This window comes from Paenibacillus sp. SJS-P3, from assembly GCF_056711585.1.
This window is the reverse complement of record NZ_CM160043.1, coordinates 802,472-826,626: the sequence shown is the minus strand read 5'-3', so window position 1 is coordinate 826,626 and position 24,155 is coordinate 802,472. Positions and strand designations below refer to the sequence as shown.

General features: G+C 59.9%; 20 protein-coding genes and 2 pseudogenes. 3 read left to right on the top strand and 19 right to left on the bottom strand.

The genetic code is table 11. From position 1 onward, the window contains the following. Positions 1 to 66: 66 nt before the first annotated feature. The 6 genes from AC06G8_RS03805 to AC06G8_RS03780 form a co-directional block, all read right to left on the bottom strand. Complete coding sequence (locus AC06G8_RS03805) at positions 67 to 1,245, bottom strand: MFS transporter (protein ID WP_480284416.1); 1,179 nt, start codon at positions 1,243 to 1,245, stop codon at positions 67 to 69. A 38-nt stretch (positions 1,246 to 1,283) separates the two neighbouring features. Then, positions 1,284 to 2,264, bottom strand: coding sequence for an aldo/keto reductase (locus AC06G8_RS03800; RefSeq protein WP_447662372.1), 981 nt, complete (start codon positions 2,262 to 2,264; stop codon positions 1,284 to 1,286). Between the two features lie 193 nt (positions 2,265 to 2,457). Beyond that, complete coding sequence (locus AC06G8_RS03795) at positions 2,458 to 3,048, bottom strand: uridine kinase family protein (RefSeq protein WP_480284415.1); 591 nt, start codon at positions 3,046 to 3,048, stop codon at positions 2,458 to 2,460. Positions 3,049 to 3,087: 39 nt separating this feature from the next. Further along, entirely contained in the window at positions 3,088 to 3,390 is a 303-nt protein-coding gene (locus AC06G8_RS03790) for a Dabb family protein (RefSeq protein WP_447662370.1), read from the bottom strand. Positions 3,391 to 3,695: 305 nt separating this feature from the next. Then, positions 3,696 to 3,893, bottom strand: coding sequence for a hypothetical protein (locus tag AC06G8_RS03785; protein ID WP_447662369.1), 198 nt, complete (start codon positions 3,891 to 3,893; stop codon positions 3,696 to 3,698). Between the two features lie 45 nt (positions 3,894 to 3,938). Continuing rightward, positions 3,939 to 7,256, bottom strand: a complete 3,318-nt coding sequence (locus AC06G8_RS03780; RefSeq protein ID WP_480284414.1) for a DEAD/DEAH box helicase — start codon at positions 7,254 to 7,256, stop codon at positions 3,939 to 3,941. Between the two features lie 20 nt (positions 7,257 to 7,276). Here AC06G8_RS03780 and AC06G8_RS03775 point away from each other — a divergent pair, with 20 nt between their 5' ends. Both AC06G8_RS03775 and AC06G8_RS03770 read left to right on the top strand, forming a co-directional pair. Then, entirely contained in the window at positions 7,277 to 7,573 is a 297-nt protein-coding gene (locus AC06G8_RS03775) for a hypothetical protein (protein WP_480284413.1), read from the top strand. Between the two features lie 286 nt (positions 7,574 to 7,859). Further along, entirely contained in the window at positions 7,860 to 10,595 is a 2,736-nt protein-coding gene (locus AC06G8_RS03770; protein ID WP_480284412.1) for a discoidin domain-containing protein, read from the top strand. A gap of 188 nt (positions 10,596 to 10,783) precedes the next feature. On the opposite strand, the gene AC06G8_RS03765 is transcribed toward AC06G8_RS03770, so the two are convergent. The 12 genes and pseudogenes from AC06G8_RS03765 to AC06G8_RS03710 all read right to left on the bottom strand — a co-directional run bounded on the left by AC06G8_RS03765 (position 10,784) and on the right by AC06G8_RS03710 (position 23,291). After that, positions 10,784 to 11,593, bottom strand: a complete 810-nt coding sequence (locus AC06G8_RS03765) for a hypothetical protein (RefSeq protein ID WP_480284411.1) — start codon at positions 11,591 to 11,593, stop codon at positions 10,784 to 10,786. Positions 11,594 to 11,689: 96 nt separating this feature from the next. After that, entirely contained in the window at positions 11,690 to 12,289 is a 600-nt protein-coding gene (locus AC06G8_RS03760) for a GNAT family N-acetyltransferase (RefSeq protein WP_480284410.1), read from the bottom strand. Positions 12,290 to 12,428: 139 nt separating this feature from the next. Continuing rightward, positions 12,429 to 13,402: pseudogene (locus tag AC06G8_RS03755) on the bottom strand (quinone oxidoreductase family protein). 119 nt (positions 13,403 to 13,521) lie between these two features. Then, the gene (locus AC06G8_RS03750) at positions 13,522 to 14,397 is read right to left on the bottom strand and encodes an aminoglycoside 6-adenylyltransferase (RefSeq protein WP_480284409.1); all 876 of its coding nucleotides are present in this window, start codon (positions 14,395 to 14,397) and stop codon (positions 13,522 to 13,524) included. Positions 14,398 to 14,642: 245 nt separating this feature from the next. Then, on the bottom strand, positions 14,643 to 15,062 hold the full coding sequence (locus tag AC06G8_RS03745; protein ID WP_480284408.1) for a hypothetical protein: 420 nt from the start codon (positions 15,060 to 15,062) through the stop codon (positions 14,643 to 14,645). 303 nt (positions 15,063 to 15,365) lie between these two features. Further along, the gene (locus tag AC06G8_RS03740) at positions 15,366 to 15,854 is read right to left on the bottom strand and encodes a DUF2798 domain-containing protein (protein ID WP_480284407.1); all 489 of its coding nucleotides are present in this window, start codon (positions 15,852 to 15,854) and stop codon (positions 15,366 to 15,368) included. Between the two features lie 372 nt (positions 15,855 to 16,226). Further along, the gene (locus AC06G8_RS03735; protein WP_480284406.1) at positions 16,227 to 16,466 is read right to left on the bottom strand and encodes a Rieske (2Fe-2S) protein; all 240 of its coding nucleotides are present in this window, start codon (positions 16,464 to 16,466) and stop codon (positions 16,227 to 16,229) included. A 357-nt stretch (positions 16,467 to 16,823) separates the two neighbouring features. Next, a pseudogene (locus tag AC06G8_RS03730) lies at positions 16,824 to 17,165 on the bottom strand (amidohydrolase family protein); the annotation flags it as partial. Between the two features lie 840 nt (positions 17,166 to 18,005). Next, entirely contained in the window at positions 18,006 to 21,014 is a 3,009-nt protein-coding gene (locus AC06G8_RS03725; protein WP_480284405.1) for a glycosyl hydrolase, read from the bottom strand. Positions 21,015 to 21,250: 236 nt separating this feature from the next. Then, the gene (locus tag AC06G8_RS03720; protein ID WP_480284404.1) at positions 21,251 to 21,589 is read right to left on the bottom strand and encodes an ATP-binding protein; all 339 of its coding nucleotides are present in this window, start codon (positions 21,587 to 21,589) and stop codon (positions 21,251 to 21,253) included. A 158-nt stretch (positions 21,590 to 21,747) separates the two neighbouring features. Next, positions 21,748 to 22,860 (bottom strand): NADH:flavin oxidoreductase, encoded by a 1,113-nt coding sequence (locus AC06G8_RS03715; RefSeq protein ID WP_480284403.1) that lies wholly within the window; start codon positions 22,858 to 22,860, stop codon positions 21,748 to 21,750. A 98-nt stretch (positions 22,861 to 22,958) separates the two neighbouring features. Next, positions 22,959 to 23,291: an ArsR/SmtB family transcription factor gene (locus AC06G8_RS03710; RefSeq protein WP_447662356.1), complete on the bottom strand. Its 333-nt coding sequence runs from the start codon at positions 23,289 to 23,291 to the stop codon at positions 22,959 to 22,961. A 293-nt stretch (positions 23,292 to 23,584) separates the two neighbouring features. On the opposite strand from AC06G8_RS03710, the gene AC06G8_RS03705 reads away from it, so the two are divergent. Further along, positions 23,585 to 23,824, top strand: coding sequence for a hypothetical protein (locus tag AC06G8_RS03705; RefSeq protein WP_447662355.1), 240 nt, complete (start codon positions 23,585 to 23,587; stop codon positions 23,822 to 23,824). Here the strand turns inward: AC06G8_RS03705 and AC06G8_RS03700 are convergent. Then, positions 23,782 to 24,039: a peptide-methionine (R)-S-oxide reductase gene (locus AC06G8_RS03700; RefSeq protein ID WP_480285379.1), complete on the bottom strand. Its 258-nt coding sequence runs from the start codon at positions 24,037 to 24,039 to the stop codon at positions 23,782 to 23,784. The genes AC06G8_RS03705 and AC06G8_RS03700 overlap by 43 nt on opposite strands. Positions 24,040 to 24,155 lie beyond the last annotated feature (116 nt).

Genomic DNA, 24,155 nt, shown 5'->3' with positions numbered 1-24,155 from the left:
GAAAGGAAACAGCCCGGATACCCGGGCTGTTTCCTTTGCGTTGACTTTGTCAGTCGCCCGGGCGCCTTATTGGAGCGCCGGTTCGATTGTATTCCGCAGCAACCGGTTCACAAAAATCATGAAGAGGATCAAGGAAACCGCAACGGATCCGGCGCTGACCGCGAACAAGGCTTGATAGCTCGCATACTGGGAAATCCAGCCCAGCGCGATCGCTCCCAGTCCGATGCCAAGATCATTGGCAGCCGTCAAGGAGGCATTGGCGACCCCCAGACGGTCCGGACGGGCCAGACGGATCGTCGCCGCCTGAAAAGCGGGCTGCGCGGATCCGAAGCCGATGCCGTATAGAACCGCCGAGACGAGGATGCCGGTCAATCCCGTCGAAAGGCTCAAAACGATCAAGGCTCCGATCGTAGCCGCAAGGGCCGGCATGATGACGATCCTCTCGCCGTACCGGTCGGACAGCTTCCCTGAAAGGGGCCGGCTAAGCGCCAGCGTGGCCGCGAAGACGAGGAAAAACGTGCCGGAATTGACCTGCAGCGATTTCGCGAACAACGGCACGAAGGTCGTGATGCCTCCGTAGGCGACAAACAGGAAGAAGACGGAACCCGCAACGGGGAGCACGGATTTTTCGAACCATTCGATCCGCCTTGCCGGCGATGCCGGCTGAAAAGGCAGGTTGGCTCCGGCCATCAGGAGCAGAGCCGCAGCTGCGAGCGCCACCGCCAATAAAAACAAACTGCTGTACGATCGGCTCTCGGCAACCCAGATTCCCGCCATCGGGCCGACCGCCATCGCCAAGGTCATGGATGTGCCGAACCACCCCATGCCTTCTCCGCGGCGGGCAGACGGAATGATGTCTGTAACGGCGGTGATCGTAGCCGTCGTGGAAACGGCCCAGGTCATGCCATGCAGGATTCGGAGACCCATCAGCATGATGATCCCTCCGACCCAGTTGTACATATACATCGCCAAGGTGAACAGGATCAGGCCCCCGACGATAAACGGACGCCTGCCGTACCGGTCCAGCAATCCTCCGACAAGCGGACGGAAAGCGACGGCGGACAGCATGAAGGCTCCCATCGCCAGGCCGACCTGCGATTCATTGCCTCCCATCTGCTGGATGAAGAGCGGCATCGTCGGATACAGCATATAAAAAGAGACAAATAAGAATAAATTTCCTATCGTCATGAGAATGAACGATTTCGTCCATAAACGCTCCAGGCTGCTCCCCTCCTCAGACGTCATCCGTTCTCCGAGTCTTGCTTGCCGGCGTTCATGCGATTTTATTGGGCTCCGACGACCCGATGAGGGACATACGGCTCTTCCAGCGACGCGATTTCTTCCGGCGTCAAGGAAACCGAGAGCGCGGCCACCGCTTCCTGGAGATGCGATATTTTGGTGGCGCCGACAATAGGAGCGGTTACGGGCTGCTTCTGCAGCAGCCAGGCCAACGCGATCTGGACGCGGGAAACGCCGCGCTTTTCCGCTATGGAAGCAACTTGATCGATGATCGATCGGTCGGCATCTGCAGACGCATCGTATTTTTGTTTGGCGATCTGATCGGTTTCGGAACGAAGAGTCGTTTCCTGTGGATCTCTCGTCAGCCTTCCGCCTGCCAGCGGGCTGTATGGAATCACGCCGATTTTCTCCTCCCTGCAGAGAGGAAGCATCTCCCGTTCTTCTTCGCGATAAATGAGGTTCAAATGATTCTGCATCGATACGAACCGGGTCCATCCGTGTGTCTCGGCTGCATGCAGCGCCTTCAAGAATTGCCATGCATACATGGCGGAAGCCCCTATGTATCGGGCTTTGCCAGCCTTCACGACATCGTGCATGGCTTCCATCGTCTCTTCGATCGGCGTATGGTAATCCCAGCGGTGAATCTGGTACAGGTCTACGTAATCGGTTCCAAGACGCTTCAGGCTTTTGTCGATCTCGCTCATGATCGCCTTGCGGGAAAGTCCGGCCCCGTTGGCGCCCTCATGCATGCGGCCATTCACCTTCGTCGCGATGACGATCTCATCCCGATTCGCGAAGTCCTTAAGAGCGCGTCCGACAAATTCTTCGCTGGCTCCGGCCGAGTACACATTTGCCGTATCAAAGAAATTAATGCCCAGCTCCAAGGCATTCTTGATGATGTGACGGCTGCTCTCCTCATCGAGCACCCACTTATGAACCCAGCGATCGGCATCGCCGAAGCCCATGCAGCCAAGGCAAATGCGGGATACATCCAAGCCGGTATTTCCAAGTTTCACATATTCCATGCGTCGGCACACTCCTTAAAGGGGATAGGACGACTATACTCCTTGGAGTGAGCTCCAAGTCAATAAGAAAATGGCGGCTGAAAGAAAAGAAGTTTCTACGCTCCCCGTCGATCAAAGACGCAGCAAACCCCGGAGATTTTACTGGTACTTCACATGTAACTGATACTGGTTACTCCCAACGTCAGGCTCCGGATCAGTCGCCCTTGACGACGAGATCAGCCCGCTCCATCGGCTTGTGGGATTGTGCATACCTGTCCTCTGCCGCCATCCATGCCGCCCAGCGTCCACGAGCTTCCTCCCCGTCGCGCTCCAGGCCTCTGCGCAGACGCTCCTCCCGCGGACAATCCACCCAGATCGTCAGGTCATAGAGCGGCGCGAGCTCCAGGCGGGTCGCCGTAACGCCCTCGACGATGAGCGTGCCGCAGGCCGGAACCTCATGCCAGTCGGACAGGCGCTCCGTCTCCCAGTCATACCTCTGGTACTTGCCGTCCGCTCCGCCAAGGACGCTGTCCAGCACCTCCCGCTTCAATCTCCGCCAGTCGAAATCCGCTCCGACGGGCAGCGACTCAGGCCGGCTGCGGTCCAGCTCCGATGGCGGGACATAGAAATCGTCCAAATGCAAAATCGTCACCGGAGAAGGACAGCTCAGCTTCAAGGCTTCGGCCAGCGTGCTTTTGCCCGATCCCCCGCAGCCGTCGACTCCGATCAAAAGGGGTCGATTCACCGGCTGCTCCAGGCTGCCCAGCCGATCCGCGACCGTTGCTTGCAGAATTTCTAAAGACATACTTTGCCTCCTTATTAGCAACCGTAGGTCCACATGTATCTAGGACACCGGAAAATCAACGACGACAACCTGCTCCAGCATGCCGCCGATGCGGCTCAAAAACGCTTGATGCACGGGATGGGGACCATAGCTCCGCAAGGATTCGAGGTCTTCGAAAAGGATGCGCAGGCCGAGCGAGAAGCCGTGCTTGTTCTCCAGCTCCTCCGTTTCGTTGATTCCCGCCGACAGCTCGACGATGCCCGGAATTTCCCCTTTGAACGCCGCGAGCTCGTCCACGATCGACTGCCGCGTCTCGGCGTCAAGCTCCCGGTTGAACTTGATTGATACCATATGCTCCATCATCTTTGCATCTTCCTCCTTGGATTATAGGTGGCTTGTCCTTATCGAATTGTTGGCGCCGAATGATCCGGATGCGCTTTCATAAAATCTGCCGATTGGAATCCGATTGCCGTTAGGGAAGGTATTCCCGGTCTCCAGTGAAGCTTTGGACCTCTGGATTCGTTCTACAGATTCATTGGACCATTAAAGATACACGGTCATTCTTTTCGAGTCCCTCGTTGATTTATCCTGCTTCTTAAAAAAAGAGCCCTCGCAGCATTCAGATGCTGCAAGGGCTTTTGAAGCCGAAGGACTTGCCGCCTCCGTTGTCAACGGAGCCGGATCACCGTCCATCCGATCGCCATATAAAGCAGGACGAAGGTCAAAAAGGTCATGCACAGGAGCGCCACGATCGAGCCGCCGGCAATCTGCATACCGAATGCGTCCGGGAAGTAGCCTTCTCGAGTTCGATTGACGGCCAAAAGCTTCAAGTATCCGTAAATGCCGCCGGTCACGACAGCATGCATCAGAAAAGCTGCGAGCAGCGCTTGAAAAAACAGCCTTCATTCAATCTATCCTCCTGATATGGAGTGGTTCGGCAGCGCCAGAAGCTCCCGGATGTCATCCTGATCCAGCAGCGGCATATCGGCTTCGGCCGTTCCCTGGATGACTTCCTCGGCGAGACGGCGCTTGCGCTGCTGCATGTCGTGCATGCGCTCCTCGATCGTGCCGCGGGCGACGAGCCGGAACACCTGCACCGTCTTGTCCTGGCCGATCCTGTGCGCCCGGTCCATCGCCTGCTGCTCGGACGCCGGGTTCCACCACAGGTCGTACAGGATGACCGTGTCGGCGCCGGTCAAGTTGAGGCCGGTGCCGCCGGCCTTGAGCGAGAGCAGGCAGACGTCGCGCTCGCCGGCGTTGAAGCGGCGGCAGATCTCCACTCTCTCGCGGGCCGGTGTGCTGCCCTCGAGCAGGAACGTGGACACGCCCTGCTCCGTCAGCCGCCGTCGGATCATGTCCAGCATGCCGGTGTACTGCGAGAAGACGAGCGGCCTGCGTCCGCTCAGCCGGCAATCCCGCACGAGATCCATCAGCTGATCGAACTTGGCCGAGCCGCCGGCATAGTCCTCCACGAACACGGCCGGATGGTTGCAGATCTGCCGCAGGCGGGTCAGCCCCGCCAGAATGCGGATCTTCTTCAGCTCGAAAATGCCCTCGGCCATATGCTTCAGAGCCTCCGCCCGCAGCTTCACCAGATAGCTGGCGTACAGCCTCTTCTGCTCCGGCAGCAGGTCGGTCTTCAGCATCGTCTCGATCTTGTCCGGCAGCTCGCTCAGCACGTCGCGCTTGAGCCTGCGGAGCAGGAACGGCCGGATCATGCGCGCTACCTCCTCGCTGCGCAGCTCCTGGAACTCGCGGCGGCTGCCGAACAGCCCCGGCAGCACGGCCTCGCAGATCGACCACAGCTCGGTCAAGCGGTTCTCCAGCGGCGTGCCGGACAGAGCGAACCGATGGCGCGCATTCAGACGCTTCACCGCCCGTGCCGTGCTCGTGACATCGTTCTTGATCATCTGCGCCTCGTCCAGGATGAGCGTATGGAACGCAAGCGCGTCGTAATCGGCCGTATCCAGCCTTACCAGCGGGTAGGAGGCAATGACGACGTCGACGCCGCCCAGCCGGGACAGCTTGGCGCTGCGCTCCTTCTTGGAGCCGTCGGCGATGACGGCCCGCATGCCGGGAGCGAAGCGCTCCAGCTCCGAGCTCCAGTTGTACAGCAGCGAGGACGGGCAGACGACGAGAGCCGGCTGTCCGCTCTCCCGGATCTCGGGCAGCACGGAGACGAGGAAGGAGATCGCCTGCAGCGTTTTTCCCAGCCCCATGTCGTCAGCCAGAATGCCTCCAAGGCCGTAATGGGCCAGCGTCTTGAACCAGCGGAAGCCGGTCTTCTGATAGTCGCGCAGCACGTTGTCCAGCGATTCCGGCAACGGGAACTCCAATCGCTCCGGATGGCGGAGATCCTCCGCCAGCTTATGCAAGGCGGGACCGAACCGCATGCCCGCATCCTCGCCGGAAGCATGGTGAAGCATGGGCAGCCCCTGAAGCAGCGGCAGCTTGAACGATCCGTCCGGGCCGATCCGGCTTGCCATGCCCGTATCCTGGATAATTCGGATCATATCGGCGAAGCGGTCGCCCTCGAGGGAAACGAACGCTCCCGACGGCAGCCTGTAGTAAGGCTTTCGTTCCTGAACCGCCTCCACCAGATGGCGAACCTCCTCGGCCGGCACTCCGTCCATCGAGAAGCGGAATTCCAGCCAGTCGGTCCGCTCGTCGACCTCTACCCGCACCTGCGGCGGCGCCGTGCTCGACGGCATGCGGATGCGGACCGCATTCGTCGCGTAGATCTGCAGCAGCTTCTCCAGCTTGGGTACGGTGCGGTAAAGGAAGCGATACTCCTCCTCTTCCCCCGAGAGGAAATAACCTGCGTCCGTGGAGGCGGGCTTGTCCTCCTCCAGCACCCGGAATATCTCGGCTTCCCGCTCGGGATCGCGGATCAGAATCGCTCCCGTCCCTCTCTGGCGCAAATCCTCCAGCGGATTGAAGACGATCTCTCCGTATTGGAATTCAAGGGCGGCAAGCAGCTTGTCGCGCACCCGGTCCAAATAGAGCCGGGCTTTGAGCGGATGACGGATCATCCGCTCCTCCAGGCGGGCGTCCAGCTTCACGCTGCCGAGCTTGGCCAGCTCCGGCAGCACGCCGGCGGCAAGCGCCTCCAGCTGACCTTCTGGAACGGTCAGCCTTCCATCCGGCGCGTCGGCCAGCAGCCGCTGCAGCTCGTCCAGCCGTACGGCCTGCTGCGGATCGAGTCGATGCAGCGAGTTGCCCTGCAGGGCGGCGGCGTACGCAGGAAAGGCGGTAACGCCGGCCAGGCCGTCGGCCCGCAGCCCGTATTCGCCGCGCTCCGCCTCCTCCAGCAGGAAGCCGAGCTCCGGAGCGCCGTCTCCCTCGCGCAGCCCATCATAGGCGGCTCCCCGATGCTCCAGCTTCAAGCCCGTCGCCTGCAGCAGCAGCGGCAACAGGCGGGGCCAGGCGGCAGGCGGCACCGGAAGCACGCTCTCCGGCAAAGCGCTTGCGGCGGCATCGCCGGCCTGCCCCGACGGCTGCCGGTACAGCGCCTCCGTGCCGGCCGTCTCTGCGAGCAGGCGCAGCAGCGCCTCCTGCCCGGCAGGAAAGCGCTGCTGCTGCGGATCGAAGGCGACGCCCGTCTCGGCCGGGTCGGACGCAGCTCCAGCGCCGATGCGCAGCAGGAATTCGCGGATCCGCCTCACGGGCCGCAGGCCGCGACCGTCCGCAACCGACAAGGCGATGCCGAGCAGGCGCAAGCCGCCATCCAGCAGGACCGGCGCGCAGACAAGCTCCGCCCGCGTCAGCCGGCGCGAGTCCACCAGCCGCTCCGCCAGGCCGGGAGCGGCTGGCGCCGCAGCCGCGGCGAACAGCTGCAGCAGCTTGTCCACGCCGGACGGAGGCGCCTTGTCGCCGGCTGACGGCTTTTTCCCCGCGCTCCGCCGGCGGCCAGGCTCCTCGCCGTCGTCATGGAGCCGCTCCTTGACGGCTACGAGCACCGCCGCCACATGCTTGCAGCCTTTGACGTAGGAGCCCAATGGCGGGCAAGAGGAGCAGGCCGCCTCCAGCCTGCCGCCCGAACCGGCGCGAACGGAAACATGGCTCTGGGGCTTGTCTTGGACAAGAGCCTCGACCCGGCTGCCGTCCGCAGCCATATCGGCCAGCAGCACCTTGCCGTTTTTGTAGAGCGTCCGGCCCTTCCCGAAGGAAAGGCTGCCGCACAGATTTTGAATCATCGCTTCGGTCAGGGTCGGTCCCGGCTGGTTCATGTCCTTAGGCGGCCTCCTTCATGATGTCTGGTTTAGTCAGCCTCCATCATACCATGCCTGCTTGGGACAGGAGAACGGCAGCCAAGCGCGTTCTCCGGGAACCGGCCTTGCGGCCTTCCCCGATCCTGCCGCTTCCCGGCGGCGGTAAAGACGGCAAAAACCGCCGTCTCCACGGCGGCTTTCCGGCTGCCCATCCTCGTCGCAGGCGCGTTCTCCTAGGCTTGCGGCGCTTCCCGGGAGAGGCTCTTCCGGCCATCCTCGGCGCCTGCGCGCAGAACTATTTCGCCAAGACGTGTATCGGCTCCATCAAGAGATGATCCGCTGGCCGGTGTCGACACCCTTCCGCCTCCGCTCATCGCGGAGGCTGCTTTTTTTCGCTTGGCGCGGTGAATTCAAGCCGCAGGGTTTGTATTTTCAAGAACTTGGAAAGAAACCGTTTTCAAGGATGGAATTCCATCTTATACTGGGGTTGCCGTCCCAGGATGGCAATAGAAATTCATCGACATCAAAAGAAAAGAGGTGGCAGTCAACCCGTTTTTGAAAACGATTTCAACATCAGGGCCAACCCGCGCAACGCAAGGCCAAATCAAAGGAGGATGAAAAATGAAGAAAATGATCCTGTCGGTCGCAGCGGCGCTGACGCTGGGCGGTTTGGCGGCCGGCGCAGCTTCGGCCGCACCGGTCAGCGACGCCAACACCACCCTGTTCGGACCCGATGTCTATGTGTTCGATCCGTCCATGCCGGCGGCGGACATCCAGTCCGTGGCGACGTCGATCTTCAGCTCGCTGGAGTCGGCTGAGTTCAGCAGCAGCCGCAAGGCGCTGCTGTTCAAGCCCGGCACCTATAATGTCAATTTCAACGTCGGCTTCTATACCCATGTGGCCGGCCTCGGGCGCAATCCCGGAGATGTTACGGTAACCGGCGGCGTCAATGTGAATGCCGACTGGGACAACGGCAACGCGACGCGCAACTTCTGGCGGGCGATCGAGAACATGACGCTCGCCCCTGCCAGCGGCAAGACGCAGATCGCCGTGTCGCAGGCCGCTCCGCTCCGCCGCCTCAACATCAAGGGCGAGCTCGACCTGTTCGACTTCGACTCCAACTGGAACGCCGGCTGGGCCAGCGGAGGCTTCCTCGCGGATTCCAAGGTCGACGGCAAAGTCGTGCCTGCCTCCCAGCAGCAGTGGTTCTCCCGCAACAGCGAGTGGGGCGAATGGACGAACGGCGTCTGGAACATGATGTTCGTCGGCAGCAAGAACGCCCCGGCGGCCAGCTTCCCGGATCCTCCCTACACCGTCGTGCCGACGACGCCGGCCATCCGCGAGAAGCCGTATCTGTACGTCGACGGCAACGGCCAGTACCAGGTGTTCGTCCCCGCGCTGCAGAGCGGCACGCAGGGCGTCAGCTGGGCGTCCGGCTCTACGCCCGGCCAGTCGATCCCGATCAGCCAGTTTTATGTCGCGCGTCCTGAAAGCGCTACCGCGGCGAGCCTGAACACCGCCCTCGCCCAAGGCAAGCATCTGCTGTTCACGCCCGGCATCTATCATCTGAACGATACGATCCGCGTGGCGAACGCCAATACCGTCGTGCTCGGCATCGGCATTCCGACGCTCGTGCCGGATACGGGACTGCCCGCGATGACCGTCGCGGACGTGGACGGCGTGAAGATCGCCGGCCTTACCTTCGATGCCGGCCCTGTCAACACGCCGGTGCTGATGGATGTCGGCCCTGTCGGCAGCTCGGTCCGCCATAAATCCAATCCGACCTCCCTGCACGATCTGACCTTCCGTACCGGCGGCGCGTCCAATGGACGCAGCGACGCCAGCCTGCGCATCAACAGCAGCGACGTCATCGGAGACCATTTCTGGCTCTGGCGCGCCGACCACGGCGCCGGCGCCGGCTGGACGTCCAACGTCTCCAAAAACGGCCTCATCGTCAACGGCACCGACGTCACCCTGTACGGGCTGTTCAACGAGCATCACAACGAGTACCAGACCGTCTGGAACGGCAACGGCGGCAAGCTGTATTTCTACCAGTCCGAAATTCCGTACGACGTGCCGAACCAAGCCTCCTGGAAGAGCGGCGGAGGCGCCGTCAACGGCTACGCCTCCTACAAGGTCGCCGACAGCGTGACAAGCCATGAGGCCTGGGGACTCGGCATCTACTCCTACTTCCGCGACGCGGCCGTCAAGCTGAACAGCGCCATCGAGGCGCCGAACGCGCCTGGCGTGAAGTTCCACAACATGACGACCATCTGGCTCTCCGGCACGGCCGGCAGCGAGATCTCCCATATCATCAACAACACCGGCGGCCGCGTGTACGCGAACTCCCCGGCCGAGGCGATGCGCCAGACGCTGGCGGAATGGGCGGGCAACGGCTCGGGAGGCACGCCTACTCCTGCGCCTACAGCGACTCCGACTCCGACCCCTGCCCCGACGGTTACGCCGACACCGACCCCGGCACCGGGAGCGGCGCTGGACCGGACAGGCTGGACCGCGACGAGCAATCCGTCGAGCGGAGACGTCCCGGCCAACCTGCTCGACGGAAGCATGGCTACCCGCTGGAGCACGGGAGCGGCGATGGCGCCAGGCCAGTACATCACCATCGACATGAAGGCTTCCAAAACCTTCAACAAGCTGACGATGGACTCCACCGGCAGCGACAGCGACTATGCGCGGGGCTATGAGGTCTACGTCTCCGCCGACGGCGCGAGCTGGGGCGGCTCCGTCGCCACAGGCACCGGCGCCGGTCCGGTTGTCACCGCCTCGTTCGCATCGAAGACCGCCCGCTACATCAAGATCGTGCAGACCGGCACGAGCAGCAGCTGGTGGTCGATCCGCGAGCTGAACGTGTACGGCGCGTCAGGCGGGACGACGCCGACACCGTCGCCGACTCCAACCCCGACCGCAACTCCGTCCCCGACCCCGGTTCCTACTCCCGGCGCGGCGCTGGACCGGACCGGCTGGACGGCGAGCAGCACTCCGTCCAGCGGCGACGCTGCGGCCAACCTGCTCGACGGCAGCATGGCGACCCGCTGGAGCACAGGCGCGGCGATGGCGCCGGGACAATCCATCACCATCGATATGAAGGCGTCCAAAACCTTCTCCAGGCTGACGATGGATTCTACCGGCAGCGACGGCGACTATGCCCGCGGTTATGAAATCTATGTCTCCGCCGACGGCGCGAGCTGGGGCAGCTCCGTCGCCACTGGTGCCGGCACCGGCCCCGTCGTCACCGCCTCGTTCGCGGCGAAGACCACCCGCTACATCAAGATCGTGCAGACCGGCACGAGCACCAGCTGGTGGTCGATCCGCGAGCTGAACGTCTACTTGTCCTAAGCTGGGAAAAAGAAAGGGCCGTTCCGGGCGAAGCTTCCGGAACGGCCCTTTTTCGCATTGATCCGTCTCCTGCGGCTGTCGGGGCCGGCAAGGGGACTTGCCCAGCTCTATTCGGGTCTTTTTGAGCCTCGCCCGAACGTTTTTGAGCCATGCCCTGAACGTTTTGAGCGGGCCTTGCCCTGAACGTCCTACTTCGCCTTCCCTTTCGCCTGCTCCAGGAATCGGGCCGCATCATGGCTGTCGGTCGCGGTCCTCTCCAGCTGCCGGCTGGCGGCGTTGTAGCGGAAATGGTACACGTCGATCTTATCCTGCCCCGCGCCGTAGCCCTCGGCCAGGAGCAGCTCGCCGTCCTTCGTCTCCATGCCGCCGATCGGCAGCCTGGCCATCAGCGGCTGGGTCTGATCCTCGCCGAAGACAAGCGGCACCGAGTAGGCCTTGCCGCCTTCCAGGACGTAAAAATACGTCAGCAGCGCATGGCAATCCGTATATTGAGGAGTGAACGCATACAAGTCTCTCGAGCCCAAGGATACGGTTTCCATCTGGACAGGCCTGGTGTCCGGCTGGATGATTCCGTCGCCGTCAAAGCCGTCCTCGTAGCGCGCTACCGGCTGCTCAGGGCCATCCTCAGGCTGCCACACCGCCTCAAAGCTGCCTTTCCACTGATGATCGTTCTCCTGTCCGAGACAGCTCGGGGCTCCAAGCTTCTCCTCCGTCACCGGGCCGGACGGCCGGATGACGAGCTTCCCCTCTGCGTTTCCCGCGTACGCTCTCGCTGCTGTGTCATCCTTGGATGGCTGAGCTGATTGCCCTTCGGGCAAAGGGGATGGAAGCCCACCGCCTCCGGAGCCTGTGCCGGGAGCCGGGGAATTCGGAGTGCCGTGCAAGGCTGCCGATGGTGCCGGGACGACTGTCGTCCCTCGTTCCGAAGGAACTCCGCTGCAAGCCGCCAAAAGCAGCGCGCAAACGGAGAGGGATAGGATGAGGCCGCGAAGCTGCATATAATTCTCCTCCTGGAAGCATCTAACTGCCGTTAATGACGTCTCCTCCATCATCAAGGTTGCATAGCGACGATCTCCTCCGAATGAGCCGCAGACCTATCGGGCCGCGACTTGGCCCCCGATGCGGCAAGCCAGCTCGATTCTTGCAAAGGCATTCCTGCCATGCTCCCGGTCGCCGCTCACCTTGACGGCTTCCTTGAAGCCGCAGCCGATCCAGAAACGCAGAGCCGCCCAGTTCTTGAGATCGACCGCTGCCCGGACGGTCTCATAGGACCGCTCGGCGGCAAGGCGGATGATCCCGTCCACGAGCTCGCTTCCGAGCCTTTGACCGCGATGCGTTGGATCGACAGCGAACAGGCCGATATATAGATCCCGCTCGCCCGGATATCCTTGGTACAGCTCCATCAAGGCGACGGGCTCCGCTGACGGTCCGCCCGCCTTCGGCTCAGCCGCCAGCGCCTCCCCCTTCAGCTCCGCCAGCTGAACATGCAGCCGATCCGGACGGCCGCCCGGCGGCAGCTCCGGATTTCCGCTCCGCACATTTCCTATATACGAGGAATTCAAAGGCTGACCCGTCCAGATCGGCAGCGGAGCGGATCTCTCGTAAAGCCGCTGGGCAGGCTCGCCTTCATCATCCCGTAAATTTCGAATCTGGCAGCGTTCGGATAGCCAAACGGACGGCCATGGAGTTGTCATCGTTCATTCTCCTTTTCATCGTAAAGTCAATAATTTGATAAATATCTAATTAGATAATAGTCGAATAAATTGATTGCTGCAAGCATAGAAAAAAGGACGGAGATCGCTCTCCATCCCTGCTAAATCTTGCCCTATGCTTTCACGGAATCAAAACGATCTTCCCGCTGTGGAGCCGGCTCTCCAGCAGGCGGTGAGCCTCAGCCCCGTCCGCCAGAGCGAAGCTTCGAATATCCGTAAGCTTCAGGCTGCCGTCCATGATCCAGCCGAACAGCTCTCCGGAACGCCGTATCCTTTCCTCCTGCGTCGTGACATGATTCCACAGGTCTCCGCCGGTCAGCGTCTTGGAGCTGTCCATCAGCATTCGGGGATCGACGGGAGCAGGATCTCCGCCCGCCATCCCGTAGAAGACGACCGTCCCCCTGTTCTCACAGCGGCAAAGCTCTCCATCAGCGTCGAGCCGACGGAATCGTAGGCCACGCCGACGCCTTCGCCGCCGACGCTCCACTGCCGCACCCCGCTCACCCACTCGGTTCCGTACAGCAGCACTTCATCCGCCCCCGCCTGAAGAGCGGCTTGCCGCTTGGCAGCGGACGAAGTCAGTCCGAGCACCCGAGCTCCTTTGGCCGCCGCCAGCTGGACCAGCAGCTGCCCGACGCCTCCGGCCGCGGCATGGACGAGCACCTCGTCGCCCGGCGCGACGCGGAAGCTGTCGTTCACCAGGTAGTGGGCGGTCAAGCCCTGCAGCAGCACGGCCGCCGCCTGCTCGAAGCTGATTCCTTCCGGCAGCGGGATGGCGCGATCGGCGGGAACCCGCACCAGTTCGGCATTGGCATGCGGAACGTCGGCGAATGCGACGCGGTCCCCTTTTTTGAATGCATGAGCTCCAGCTCCTGCCTCCACGACGACGCCTGCGCCCTCGTACCCGAGAATATAAGGCGGCTTGCCCGCCAAGTGATAATTGCCCCGCCTCCGGTAAATATCGGCGAAGTTGAGCCCGATAGCCTCCACCCGCACGAGCACTTCGTCGGCAGCCGGAGCGGGATCCGGAAGCTGTTCGACATGGAGCACTTCCGGTCCGCCGAATTCGTGGAATACCAATGCTTTCACAGACATTCCCCTTTCATAGTCCTAATTCCTTGCCCGCAATCAATTCGCTTCAAATCCATTTCCAAAAGCTTTTCTGGGCCATCTTGATTCCGTTGTCTGCGGCCCAGCGCTCCAGCTCCCGCGCTTCAGCCCGATCCCTCTTGGTGCGGGACGGACTGCTTCCTTACTTCTTCCAAATAAGCCGTCACGCGAAGGGCTTCCGCCTCGTTGAAGACAAAACCCGCCGCCTCGGCCACCCCGGAGCTGACGCGGCGAAACAGCCCGCCCATGGCGAAGAGCGCCCTCCATATGCCCTCCAGGCTGGCATCGGAATAAGTCGCCATCAACTCGCTCCATGTCCGCGTGTCCACATGCCGCCGCAAATACTTGCTGTTTTTGCCCGTGCTCACGCTATATCCCGTCGAAATGCCGACCTGCCAGTCCAGCATCATCAGCAGCATCGGCCGGACATAGAGATTCAGGTGGTCGTAAGCATACAGGTGCTCCTGCCTCCACAGCCCCTTGGCGACATAGGTCGCCACCCACCAGAACTCGTTGCAGCAGCCGGCATACTCCGATGCGGTCGGGGGCTTGACCCGGTAGTCCTCGTCGGTCGGAGGAGGCAGCTTCGGCAGCAAGCCGTCCTTGTCGAGCAGCGCCACGGCCAGCTTGTCTTCCCGAGCATACTCCGCAGCCTGCTCCCTTTCAATCAGCGTCAGATCGATGCGGTTGCCATCCGCCAGCTGCATCAGATAGGCGTATCGTCCCTTGCGGTCCGAAGGGAACAGCTGCCCCTCGTCCGGCATCTGCATGATCAGGCGCTCCCCGAAGACGTCTGCCCAGGCATGGTCTTGCACAAAAGAATCCAGCTCCGTCACCAGATAGACGATGTCGTAATCCTGAAAGCGATCCTTCGGTACGTTCACATTTGTCCGTGAGCCGTTCATCACGACCGCACGCACGCGCTCCTCCTGCCGGGCATAACCCAGAATCAAATCCATCATCTGCTGTTCCGTTCTCATGTCATCCAGCCTCCTTGGTTGTCCTGGTTTCGAGGTTGTCCAGCACGGCTGAACTCAAGAGGCGGTCCCCTTGCCCAAGCCGCGGATGAGCGAATACGGGAAGGACGAATGCGGGAAGGGCGAATACGGGAAGCGCGTCAAAGCTTAGCAAACGGGTTTTTCATTTCCCCTTTCTCCTCCCTCAGGGTTATCCTCATCCAATTCATTGTTTCTCACGCCGATGAACGCCTGGCCTCTGCTTAAGACTAGGAGCGATTGAATTCTTTCGCCTCCAGCGCTTCACGCAAGACTTCCAGCTTGCGCTTGGCTTCCTTGATGCTGCCGCTCATCGGTATCCCGATTCCAATCCCGGCATCCCTCAGCTCCGCTTGCAAGCCGGAGTAGGCCGACCGGTCCTGTTGAGTAACCTCCGGCAGCTTGTATGGCTCTCTATTGGGATATCGGCGGAAAAGGATATACAGGCTTTGCAGCATGCGATTTTCCGACTTGGAGGGCAGCTTGGTCAGAAAAAGCGTTGACAAGTTATCCGTCACATTTCCCAGCTGTATCGTGACGAGGTCAGGCTTATCCCAGTTCCTCTCTTCCTGCTGGCCGATCAATCCCTCCAGCTGCACCAGACTGATCATCAAGTCGTTTCCATAGAGCTGCTGCTCCACTCTGTCCATTTGCCAGCATCCTCGGATCAGAAAGACGGCAAGCAAGGTGGAGAACAGAACCGATGCTCGAAAGGCCCATTTTCTTCTCGCCATCAGGCTCAATCCTTCCTCCCGGGAACAGGCATCGCCAACGGTTGCAATAAAACGATACTCGGTTCTTCTTCGGAAAGATTCCGAAATCCTTTATTCAGGAGATCACATTCGTGATGAGGGTCTTCCTCATGGAGCGGAAAGGAAAAACGGAAGCACGCCAACAAGCCCTTCGGGCTGTCAGAACGGTGCTTCCGCCTGCCGTTTCCTATTTGATTTCTGTCAGCCTCCAAGCTCCGTTCTCCTGTTTCCTTGAACAAACTTCGCGAACAATAGCCTAACCAGCGGCCCTACGACCAGCAGCTGCAGAGGAAGAGCGAAAATGAAATTGTGTCCTACGAGGGAAAAATAGCTGCCGAGCCACGATTCTCCGGCTAAGCCGCCGGTCAGGCAGGTCATCGCCAGCCCATAAAGAGACATGCAGAGAACCATGCCGGTCACCATGCACAAAGCCAGGGACAGAATGACGAATATTTTCTTGGACTTGTCATAGGGCAAGGAAAAGGCGGCTTTCTTCGCAATCGGACCGACGAAAAACAGCTCGAGCAAGGAAGCGACGACATAAACCAAGAGCAGCTGAACGAGAACTTCTTTCCACGTCATCGTTCCAAGCAGATCATGCGTGTAGAGATTGTAGAACGTCATGAACACGACCATTCCCAAGCACATCATCAATCCGAAATAAATGTCTTCCTTCTTCGTTGCGGGCATTTCCCATCATCCTTTCGTTTACCCTTGTCAGTATAGAAAGGATGGGACCTCCCGCATAAGTGAACACTTTGTGAACGTTCAAAGATCAGGAACCATCTTGTCTGGTCCTGGCTATAGGTGGCGTCCCGGAGCTATCTCTTCTCATCGGAGGAGCTTGTTCTGTTTCTTATGCCTTTATCGCTTGCATGGAAAGGCGAAAAAACCGAAGCCATCCCCTCGGCGGCTTCGGTTTCTCCGATTGTTGACTCCGATTTAATGCTCCCCCAGCACAATCCCGATTCTTCCGCCGCCGACCGACAGCTTGTAGGTGCGGATCCGGGTGCGGTCGCTGAACAGCGACTTGCCGGTGCGGATATCAAACTCCCATCCATGCTAGGGACAGCGGAGAATATCGCCATCCCTCCCGTATTCATACTGATACACGCCGGATGGACTCGTAGTCCCGGACACCCTTCCTGCGCACATCGGAGCCCCTTGATGCGGGCAATAGTTGTGCAGCGCGTAAAAATTCCCGCCGATACGGAAGATGCCGATTTCCCGTCCCTCCAACTGCACGACGGCTAATCCTCCTTCCGGCACCTCTTCCTCGGCCAGCACATCATGGACGGCCACGCGACCCCTCCTTTGCTGGAATACTTTCATCCGGCCGGTCTCAGACAGACATTGGACTTGCCCTTTCAGGGCGGCTTGTTGTCTTTGGGGCGTTATTCACTATATAAGATTCAGCTAGCCTCAAGGAATATTGCTGGTTGCTGAATAATTGAAGTCGTATCGGACATTGGATCCGCTTTGGACGATTCCGTATCGGCATTGAAATAGAAATTTGAAAATAACGGATCGTATGTCCGACAGCTCCCCTTTAGAGGCCAAATGGCGGAAATAACGGATCGTATGTCCGATCCGAGATGCATCAGGAGCTTGACGCGATCACCTTGCCCCTACAATCCATACAGCCGCTTCCGCATTGCCTTAGAAAATCTTGCGTCGCGCCTCCGGAGACAGCTTGCGCAAAATCATGTCCGGAGCGTCGAAATCCCAATGAGGATAGTCTCTGGAATAGAGCAGCATGTTCTCCGCATCGATCATTTCGAACAGCTCGGCCAGATGCTTCGGATTGTCCGGCTCCTCGATCGGCTGCGTATTCAGAAAGCAATGGTCGCGGACATATTCGCTCGGAAGCAGCTTCAGCCATGGGACGGAGGCAGCCAGCCGACGCCCCTCGACGAGCACGAGCATCAGCCTCGGATACTTCACGAACACGCCCTCGCAGACAAAGCTGACGAGATGGGCCATGAACGTCTGCGACAAATTATACGGAAGTCCTTCGCATGAACAACGCTTATGTGTTTGAGGACAGCATTGTCATCGACAACGGCGAGAAAAGGCAGTAATACAAGTTCTGCAGACCCCGTTCGTCTCGTTTATTCCAGTTGAAAATGGCGTCGTCATACTTCCGCGAAGAATGAAACGCAGATGAAATGTTTAAAGGGAAGTCTCCAGTCAGACGAAACTGACTGGAAACTTCCTTTTTTTGGGTCCACCTTCCGGCTCGGCTGACGCTCAGGCAGCAAGTTGGACGACTTTTTTGGCTAACTCAGGCTGGAGAGCAGCCGGGGCAGCATGTTAGACGACTTTTTCGGCTTACTCAGGCTGGAGAGCCAAGAGGGCAGCGAGTTAGACGACTTTTTCGGCTAACTCCGGCTTGAGAGCCAAGAGGGCAGCGAGTTAGACGACTTTTTCGGCTTACTCAGGCTGGAGAGCCGCCGGGCAGCTAGTTAGACGACTTTTTCGGCTAACTCCGGCTGGAGAGCCGCCGGGGCAGCGAGTTAGACGACTTTTTCGGCTTACTCAGGCTGGAGAGCCGCCGGGCAGCTAGTTAGACGACTTTTTCGGCTTACTCAGGCTGGAGAGCCAACGGGGCAGCGAGTTAGACGGCTTTTTCGGCTAACTCCGGCTGGAGAGCCAAGAGGGCAGCGAGTTAGACGGCTTTTTCGGCTTACTACTGCTGGGCATGCACTTGAGCAGCTAACCTCAGGCATCAAAAGGAAAGAGGAGGCGTCGATGAAGACGACCTCCTCTTTCCCATTCCTCTAACCGCATTTCAGTCTCGCTGCGGAACCCATTCAAAAGTTTCCGCTAAAGGAACCAGCCTCAATGCGTGTACGTGTAATGAGCCGAATCGTATTGCGGTCCCGATTTCTCATAGGTGAACCACAGCTCGATCGACTGCCCTGCGGCCACTCCCTGGATCGTATGCGTCCAGTTGGCTCCGCTTTGGACCATGCGCACGTTCTGCTGGTTGGCTCCGTTGATCGTGTAATGGACATCGACGTAAGCCGCCGCCGTCTTGGGTGCGAACACTAGGGCTTCCGACGTGCCCGACTTGGTCACTGTCGCCGTATAATCGGCGGCTGTGTAAGTCAGGACATTGCTGGCCGATGCGAACTGCAGCCAGTTGATATTGAACTGCGGACCGCTGATGTAGACGCGGAGCGTCTGAGGCCCTGCGGCCAGCTGAACCTGCGCCGATACGGTCGTCCAGGTCTGCCAGCCGCCTGTATTCGGCACCGTTACCGTGGCCAGCGTCGTACTGCCGGAGCGCAGCTGGAATTGTCCCGTCGCATTGGGACTCGCCACTCTTGCCTGCAGCGTATACGTTCCCGCCTGGGCGACGTTGACGCTGTAATCCATCCAATCTCCAGTATCAAGATAACCGACGTTCAGCCCGCCTCCGGTATCGGTTGTCGCCTCCGTCTGCACGCCGCTCATGGCCGCGTAGCTCTCGGCTTCGATCTTGCCCGGAATCGCTCCCGCTGACGGAGCCGGCGTCGGAGTCGGCGTCGCCGTCGGTGTCGGGGTTGGCGTCGGGGTAGCCGTTGGGGTCGGGGTTGGCGTCGGAGTCGGCGTCGTTCCGCCGGCCCCTTCCGTCGCCGAGCCGTTCGCAGGCACCGACATCGTCTTGCCGTCGGAGAAGGTGACCGTGATCGCGGAGCTGCCTGCATTGTAAGCCGTATACGTGCGGACGCCGTTTTTCACGAATACGGCGTAGAGCGGCGTATTCGCCGTCACGGTGCGGTCCTGGACGCCTATGGCATCCAGATTGTAGATCCAGTGGTACGCGAACGCCTTGGAGTTGCCCGCCTCGGCGGAGAGGGCGTTGCCGCGCGCGTTCCAGAAGCTTTTCGCTTCCGCCGGATTCGAAATCGCTCTGTACATATAGATCAGGTCTTCCCACGCGTCGAAGTTCGTGCCGCCGTTCTCCGATACAAGCGCGTTGTAGTTCTTCGCGGCGTAATCCGGGTATTGGGTCAGATACAGCGATGCACCCGTGAACGGCAGCCAGTTGATGCCGTGCACTTCCTCCGGGTTGCCGGTCCACCAGGTGCCGTCGCCTACCGTCTTGCCGCCCCAGACCATGCTCGCGGTAGAGCGGGTGAAGCCGGCCGGGCGGTTGCTGCCCGCGACGTCGAACCAGTATTCATTGATCGCGTTCATCTCGGTCGTGTACAGGGAAATGCCCGTATCGCGGATCGCGGTGTCGCCCGTTGCTTGGCCCCACAGGATCATGCCCGCCCAGGCGTTCATGCCCTCGGAGGACGATTCGTTGTTGTTGCCGTCCCCGAACCTCGCATGGCCGGAAGCCCACGAATGGCCGGCATAGGGATCGAAGTTCCTCAGGTAAGGGAACATCGTGTCCGTGCGGCTGCTGCTGGCGATGTCGCGGATGAGCAGGTTGACCATCGGTCCCCAGGCGGCGGCCCAGGCTTTGTCCGTCCTGGCGATTTCCGCAGCTGCCTTGATGAAATAGCCGTAGTGGAAATGATGGTCGTTGAGCTCATTGTTGGAGCCGTAGCTGGCCGGATAGCCGATGACGGTTCCCCAGTTGCGGTTGTAATAGAAGACATTGCCGCTCTTGAGATTGCCGGCGGCGTCGCTCGACTTGAACCAGCCCTGGAGAATCGTCTTGATCGAGCTGCGGAACTTGTTCGCCGCCGTCGTGTCGCCGATCTGGTCGGCGATCGGAGCGAGCGAGGCCAGCTTGCCGAGCGTCTTGCCTACCCAGTAGGTGTCGGCGTCGCCGCTGTACGTCTCGGCTTCCGCCTGGTCCACATACTGCTGGAGCAGCGCGCGGTCATAGGAGCCTTTGTCCGGCAGGGAAGGCAGCACGCCATTGAAGTTCATGACGGTCTGGAAAGAGCTTCCTTCCCCCGTCTTCATGAGGCCGCGCACCGAATTGTACGTGTAGGAGAGCAGCGGGCTCGAGCTGTTCTTCCATTGATGCGGGTAAAGGGCGAAGATCGTGCCCGTCTGCGTGCCCTGCTTGGCCTGCGTCGTGAAGGCAAAGGTCGACGTCACCTTGCTCGTCGAAGCGTTGTACGCATAGGACACTTGAGTTCCCGTCACATGCGAGTAGGCGTACTGGGCGTATTTGTTCAGAGTCGCCTGCGTGTTGTCAGGAAGGACGGCCACCGAGAAATACGAGCTGCCGTTGTTCGTCAGCGTTTTGCCGCCGATGCCGCTCCAGGTGCTGCCGCTCGCGCCGAACAGCCCGTAATGCGCGCCGGCGACCGTAATGCCGAGAACCGGAGTGCTTGCGCTGCCGGACCAGACGGTCGGAGCGTCGTAAAAGTCCACCTTCGGACTGCCGCCCGCATACGTGAAGTACACATACGGAGAACCATGTCCGTAAGTGACGTTCATTTCGTTCGCGCCGCTCTTGTATTGAGCCTTCACGAACCAGTCGCTGAAGCCGTCGACCTTGGCGTCGGGGAAGCTAGAGACGGCCGTATGCCCGACCGTGAAGTCGTGTATATCGTTGATCCAGCCGCAGACGCAGCTGGAGTTGGCCGTGATCCTGTTGCCCGGATAATAGATGCGGATGCCTCCGGAGCCGTTTTTCATCGCCAGCGGATGGGGGTATTGGGCTTCGGAATACGTGTCCCAGGCAAGGTTGCTCCACCAGTCATTGGTAGGCATCGCTCCCGTGACGTTGGCCGTCTTGTAGATATTCGCCTGAGTATCAACCGCTCCGGTCGGAAGTACGGTGGAATAAGAGCCGGAGCCGAGCGCGACTTCGCCGTTGAAGGCCGTCGCCTTGCCCGCTGGCAGCAAGGACAGAATAAGGGCCAGCATGAGCAGGCCCGCCGTCATTTTCTTCATTTTGTTCCTCCTCGACTATTGATAACGCTTTCATAAATCAAATTCGTCTTTCCATCTCCTTTCCCTATCATCCATTCATACAGGGACGACCCCCGTATATGATCATCGTACCAACACAGCAGCGGCCGATAAAGGCTCCTTTTTTCGGGTTTATTCCCTTTTTTTCACATGTTTGGCGAAAATAAAAGACGACGGCTTTTGCCGCCTGCCGGCCGTTGCTGTCGTCCGGATCGGAATCATTCCGAAAAAAGAAAAAACCCCTGGGCAGCATCGGGCCAGAGGCTGTCGATTTCTTCTGCAGGCAGTCCTCCAGCCGGATCAGACAGCCGGTCGCCGGACGGCAGAGCGGCGATCATCGTAATGATGAACAGGGTGCCGTCTCCGACCTGGGAGATCGCATAAATGGTTCCGCCCATCAACTCGACTAGAGTCTTGCTGATGGACAAGCCGAGACCGGTCCATTCCTGCTTGGAAGCGAGAGGCGTCTGAAGCTGGATGAACGGCTGGAACAGCTCGTCCATCTTTTCCTGGCGAATGCCGATTCCCGGAACAGATCCAGCGTTTCTCCCAGGCATTCCTCCACTTCGAACGGCTTGCAGTCCAGCTCACGGTCGATCGTGGAGGTGCTGGCCGGCAGGAATAGATTCTGAGAAGTCCAAAAAGCTTCATCCCGCATCGGCGGGATGAAGCTTTTTTGGATTCGGATTTCTACGGAATGGTTCTTCTTCAAGCTTTAGCTGAGCGAACCCAAAGCTTCCTTCGTGAACGTCTGCAGCTCATCCGTGCGGCCGTCGCGAATTTTCTCCGCCCATGCCGGATCGCCCAGCAGCGCGCGGCCGACGGCGACCAGATCGAACTCGTTCTTCTCGAAGCGCTCGATCAGGCTGTCGATTCCTTGCGCCTTGCCGCCTTTGCCTTCAGCGAACAGGCTGGTGAACTCGGAGTCAAGGCCGACAGAGCCGACCGTAATCGTAGGCTTGCCGGTGATTTTCTTGGTCCAGCCCGCCAGGTTCAGGTCGGAGCCTTCGAACTCCGGCTCCCAGAAGCGGCGCGTGGAGCAGTGGAAGATATCGACGCCGGCAGCGGACAGCGGGGCGAGGAACTTCTCGAGATCCTCCGGAGTCGGAGCGAGCTTGGCCGCATAGTCCACCGGCTTCCACTGCGAGAAGCGGAACACGATCGGGAAGTCAGGACCGACCGCCGCGCGGACCGCCTCGATGACTTCGACCGCGAAACGGGTGCGTCCGACCATATCGCCGCCGTATTCATCGGTGCGCTTGTTCGTCGTCTCCCAGAAGAACTGATCGATCAGATAACCGTGCGCTCCATGGATCTCCACGCCGTCAAAGCCGATGCGCTTGGCGTCGGCGGCCGCTTGGGCGTAGCCTTGCACAAGCCCGCGGATTTCTTCCGTCGTCAGCGGCTCCGACACGGGCTGGCCGGTGAGGCCGAGACCGGAAGGACCGATCGGGGCAGCATCGGATTCCGGGAATTTCTCTCTCTCGCGGGCAGTGCCCACATGCCAGATTTGCGGAATGATCTTGCCGCCGGCTTCATGCACTTCGCGGACGACGCGCTCCCAGCCTGCCAGCGCTTCCTCTCCATAGAAGTGGGGCACGTCACGGTCGGCAGCGGCCGCCGGATGGTTGATGACCGTTCCTTCGGTGATGATCAAGCCGACGCTGCGCTCGGCACGGCGACGGTAATAGCCGGCCACGTCAGGGCCGGGAACGCCTTTCGGCGAAAAGCTGCGGGTCATAGGGGCCATCACGATCCGCGTATCTAGGTTCAGCTTGCCGCCCTCGAAAGGCTGGAAAAGCGCTGCTGCAGTTTTGGACAAAGTCATCTATGTCTCTCCTCCTGTGTGGTGCTGATATATATCCATAATCATGAATATATCGATTAACCGAGCGGAATGCAAGCCTTGTGCCGAGCTTGAACGCTTCAGTTCTCTTTGCCCTGCAGATCGAACGCGAAACCGGAAAGGAATTTTTCAATTCCCTGCTCGTTGCGCCTGTAATACGTCCATTGGCCGTAACGGCGAGATTCCAGCAGACCCGCCTTTTGCATGGAGGACAGATAAGAGGAGATGACGGACTGGGTCAGCCCGGCCTTTTCCTGGATGCTGCCTACGCAGACGCTGCCCGGAAATTCATTCTGCACCTCGCGAGGCTGGGTGCTGAACTGCTTGTCAGGCTCCCTGAGCCAGCAGAGAATATTCAGGCGAGTCTCGTTGGAGAGAGCTTTCAGCACGGCAAGCTTATCGTCTTGATTCATCGCTTACACCCATTTCTACCCGATAGTTTACCTCCATTATAACAGAAGAATACGTCGAAGAAGAATGAACCTTCTTTGCAATCCTATCATCCCGACTTGCGGGCTTTGCCGGACTACCACGGCCCATGAGAAAAATGATAACCACATTAGTATTTATTCAGACTGCGTTTATCGCTTGCTTCTCCGTGCTAAAATTTGATGGGCGGAGGGTCTTCCACCATTCGCCAATTCCGCAAAGGCCCGGCATGTCCATGCAAGCCGGCCCTATATTCGCTAAGGGGGAATTCCCGTTAATGAGATCCATCGATGAACTTGAACATACAGCACGCGTGCATACGGTTATTGAAGTGGTAAAGGAGGTGCTGGACGAATCCGTCCTGACCGACGATTTCATCGCCGGCCTGCAGCGTCTTAGCTTCGACGAGCTGGGCAAATTCGTGCTCCGCCTCGTCACGACCCGCACGCTCGACCAGGCTTGGGCTCCGCATCTTCAGGAACAGGCTGGTGAGGGCAGTCCTTTGAAGTACGCCTGATTCAAAACCCCCGGTCCCATAGCGCGAGCTGGCCGGCATAACCTTGCGAGGCCGCCTTTCCTGAGCCGGATCCGGGGCTGCGTCGTCGACAGATCCGCTTCGCGCCGCAGCAGCCCTTCGCGCAAAGGCCTGCGGAATGCCGGCCAGCCATCCCCGGCGTCGAATTGATCCATCGTCGAAAATAAAGGATCGCCTCCGACGGCATCGACATAGATGCCGTCTTCCTTGTTGTTCCATTACGGATTGTCATACTGAGGCTCCTGCGCGCCATGGCGGATGACCTCGTACTCAAGCGGGCCGAGCCGCCGCCGGAGCTCCCCTTGGGACAGCA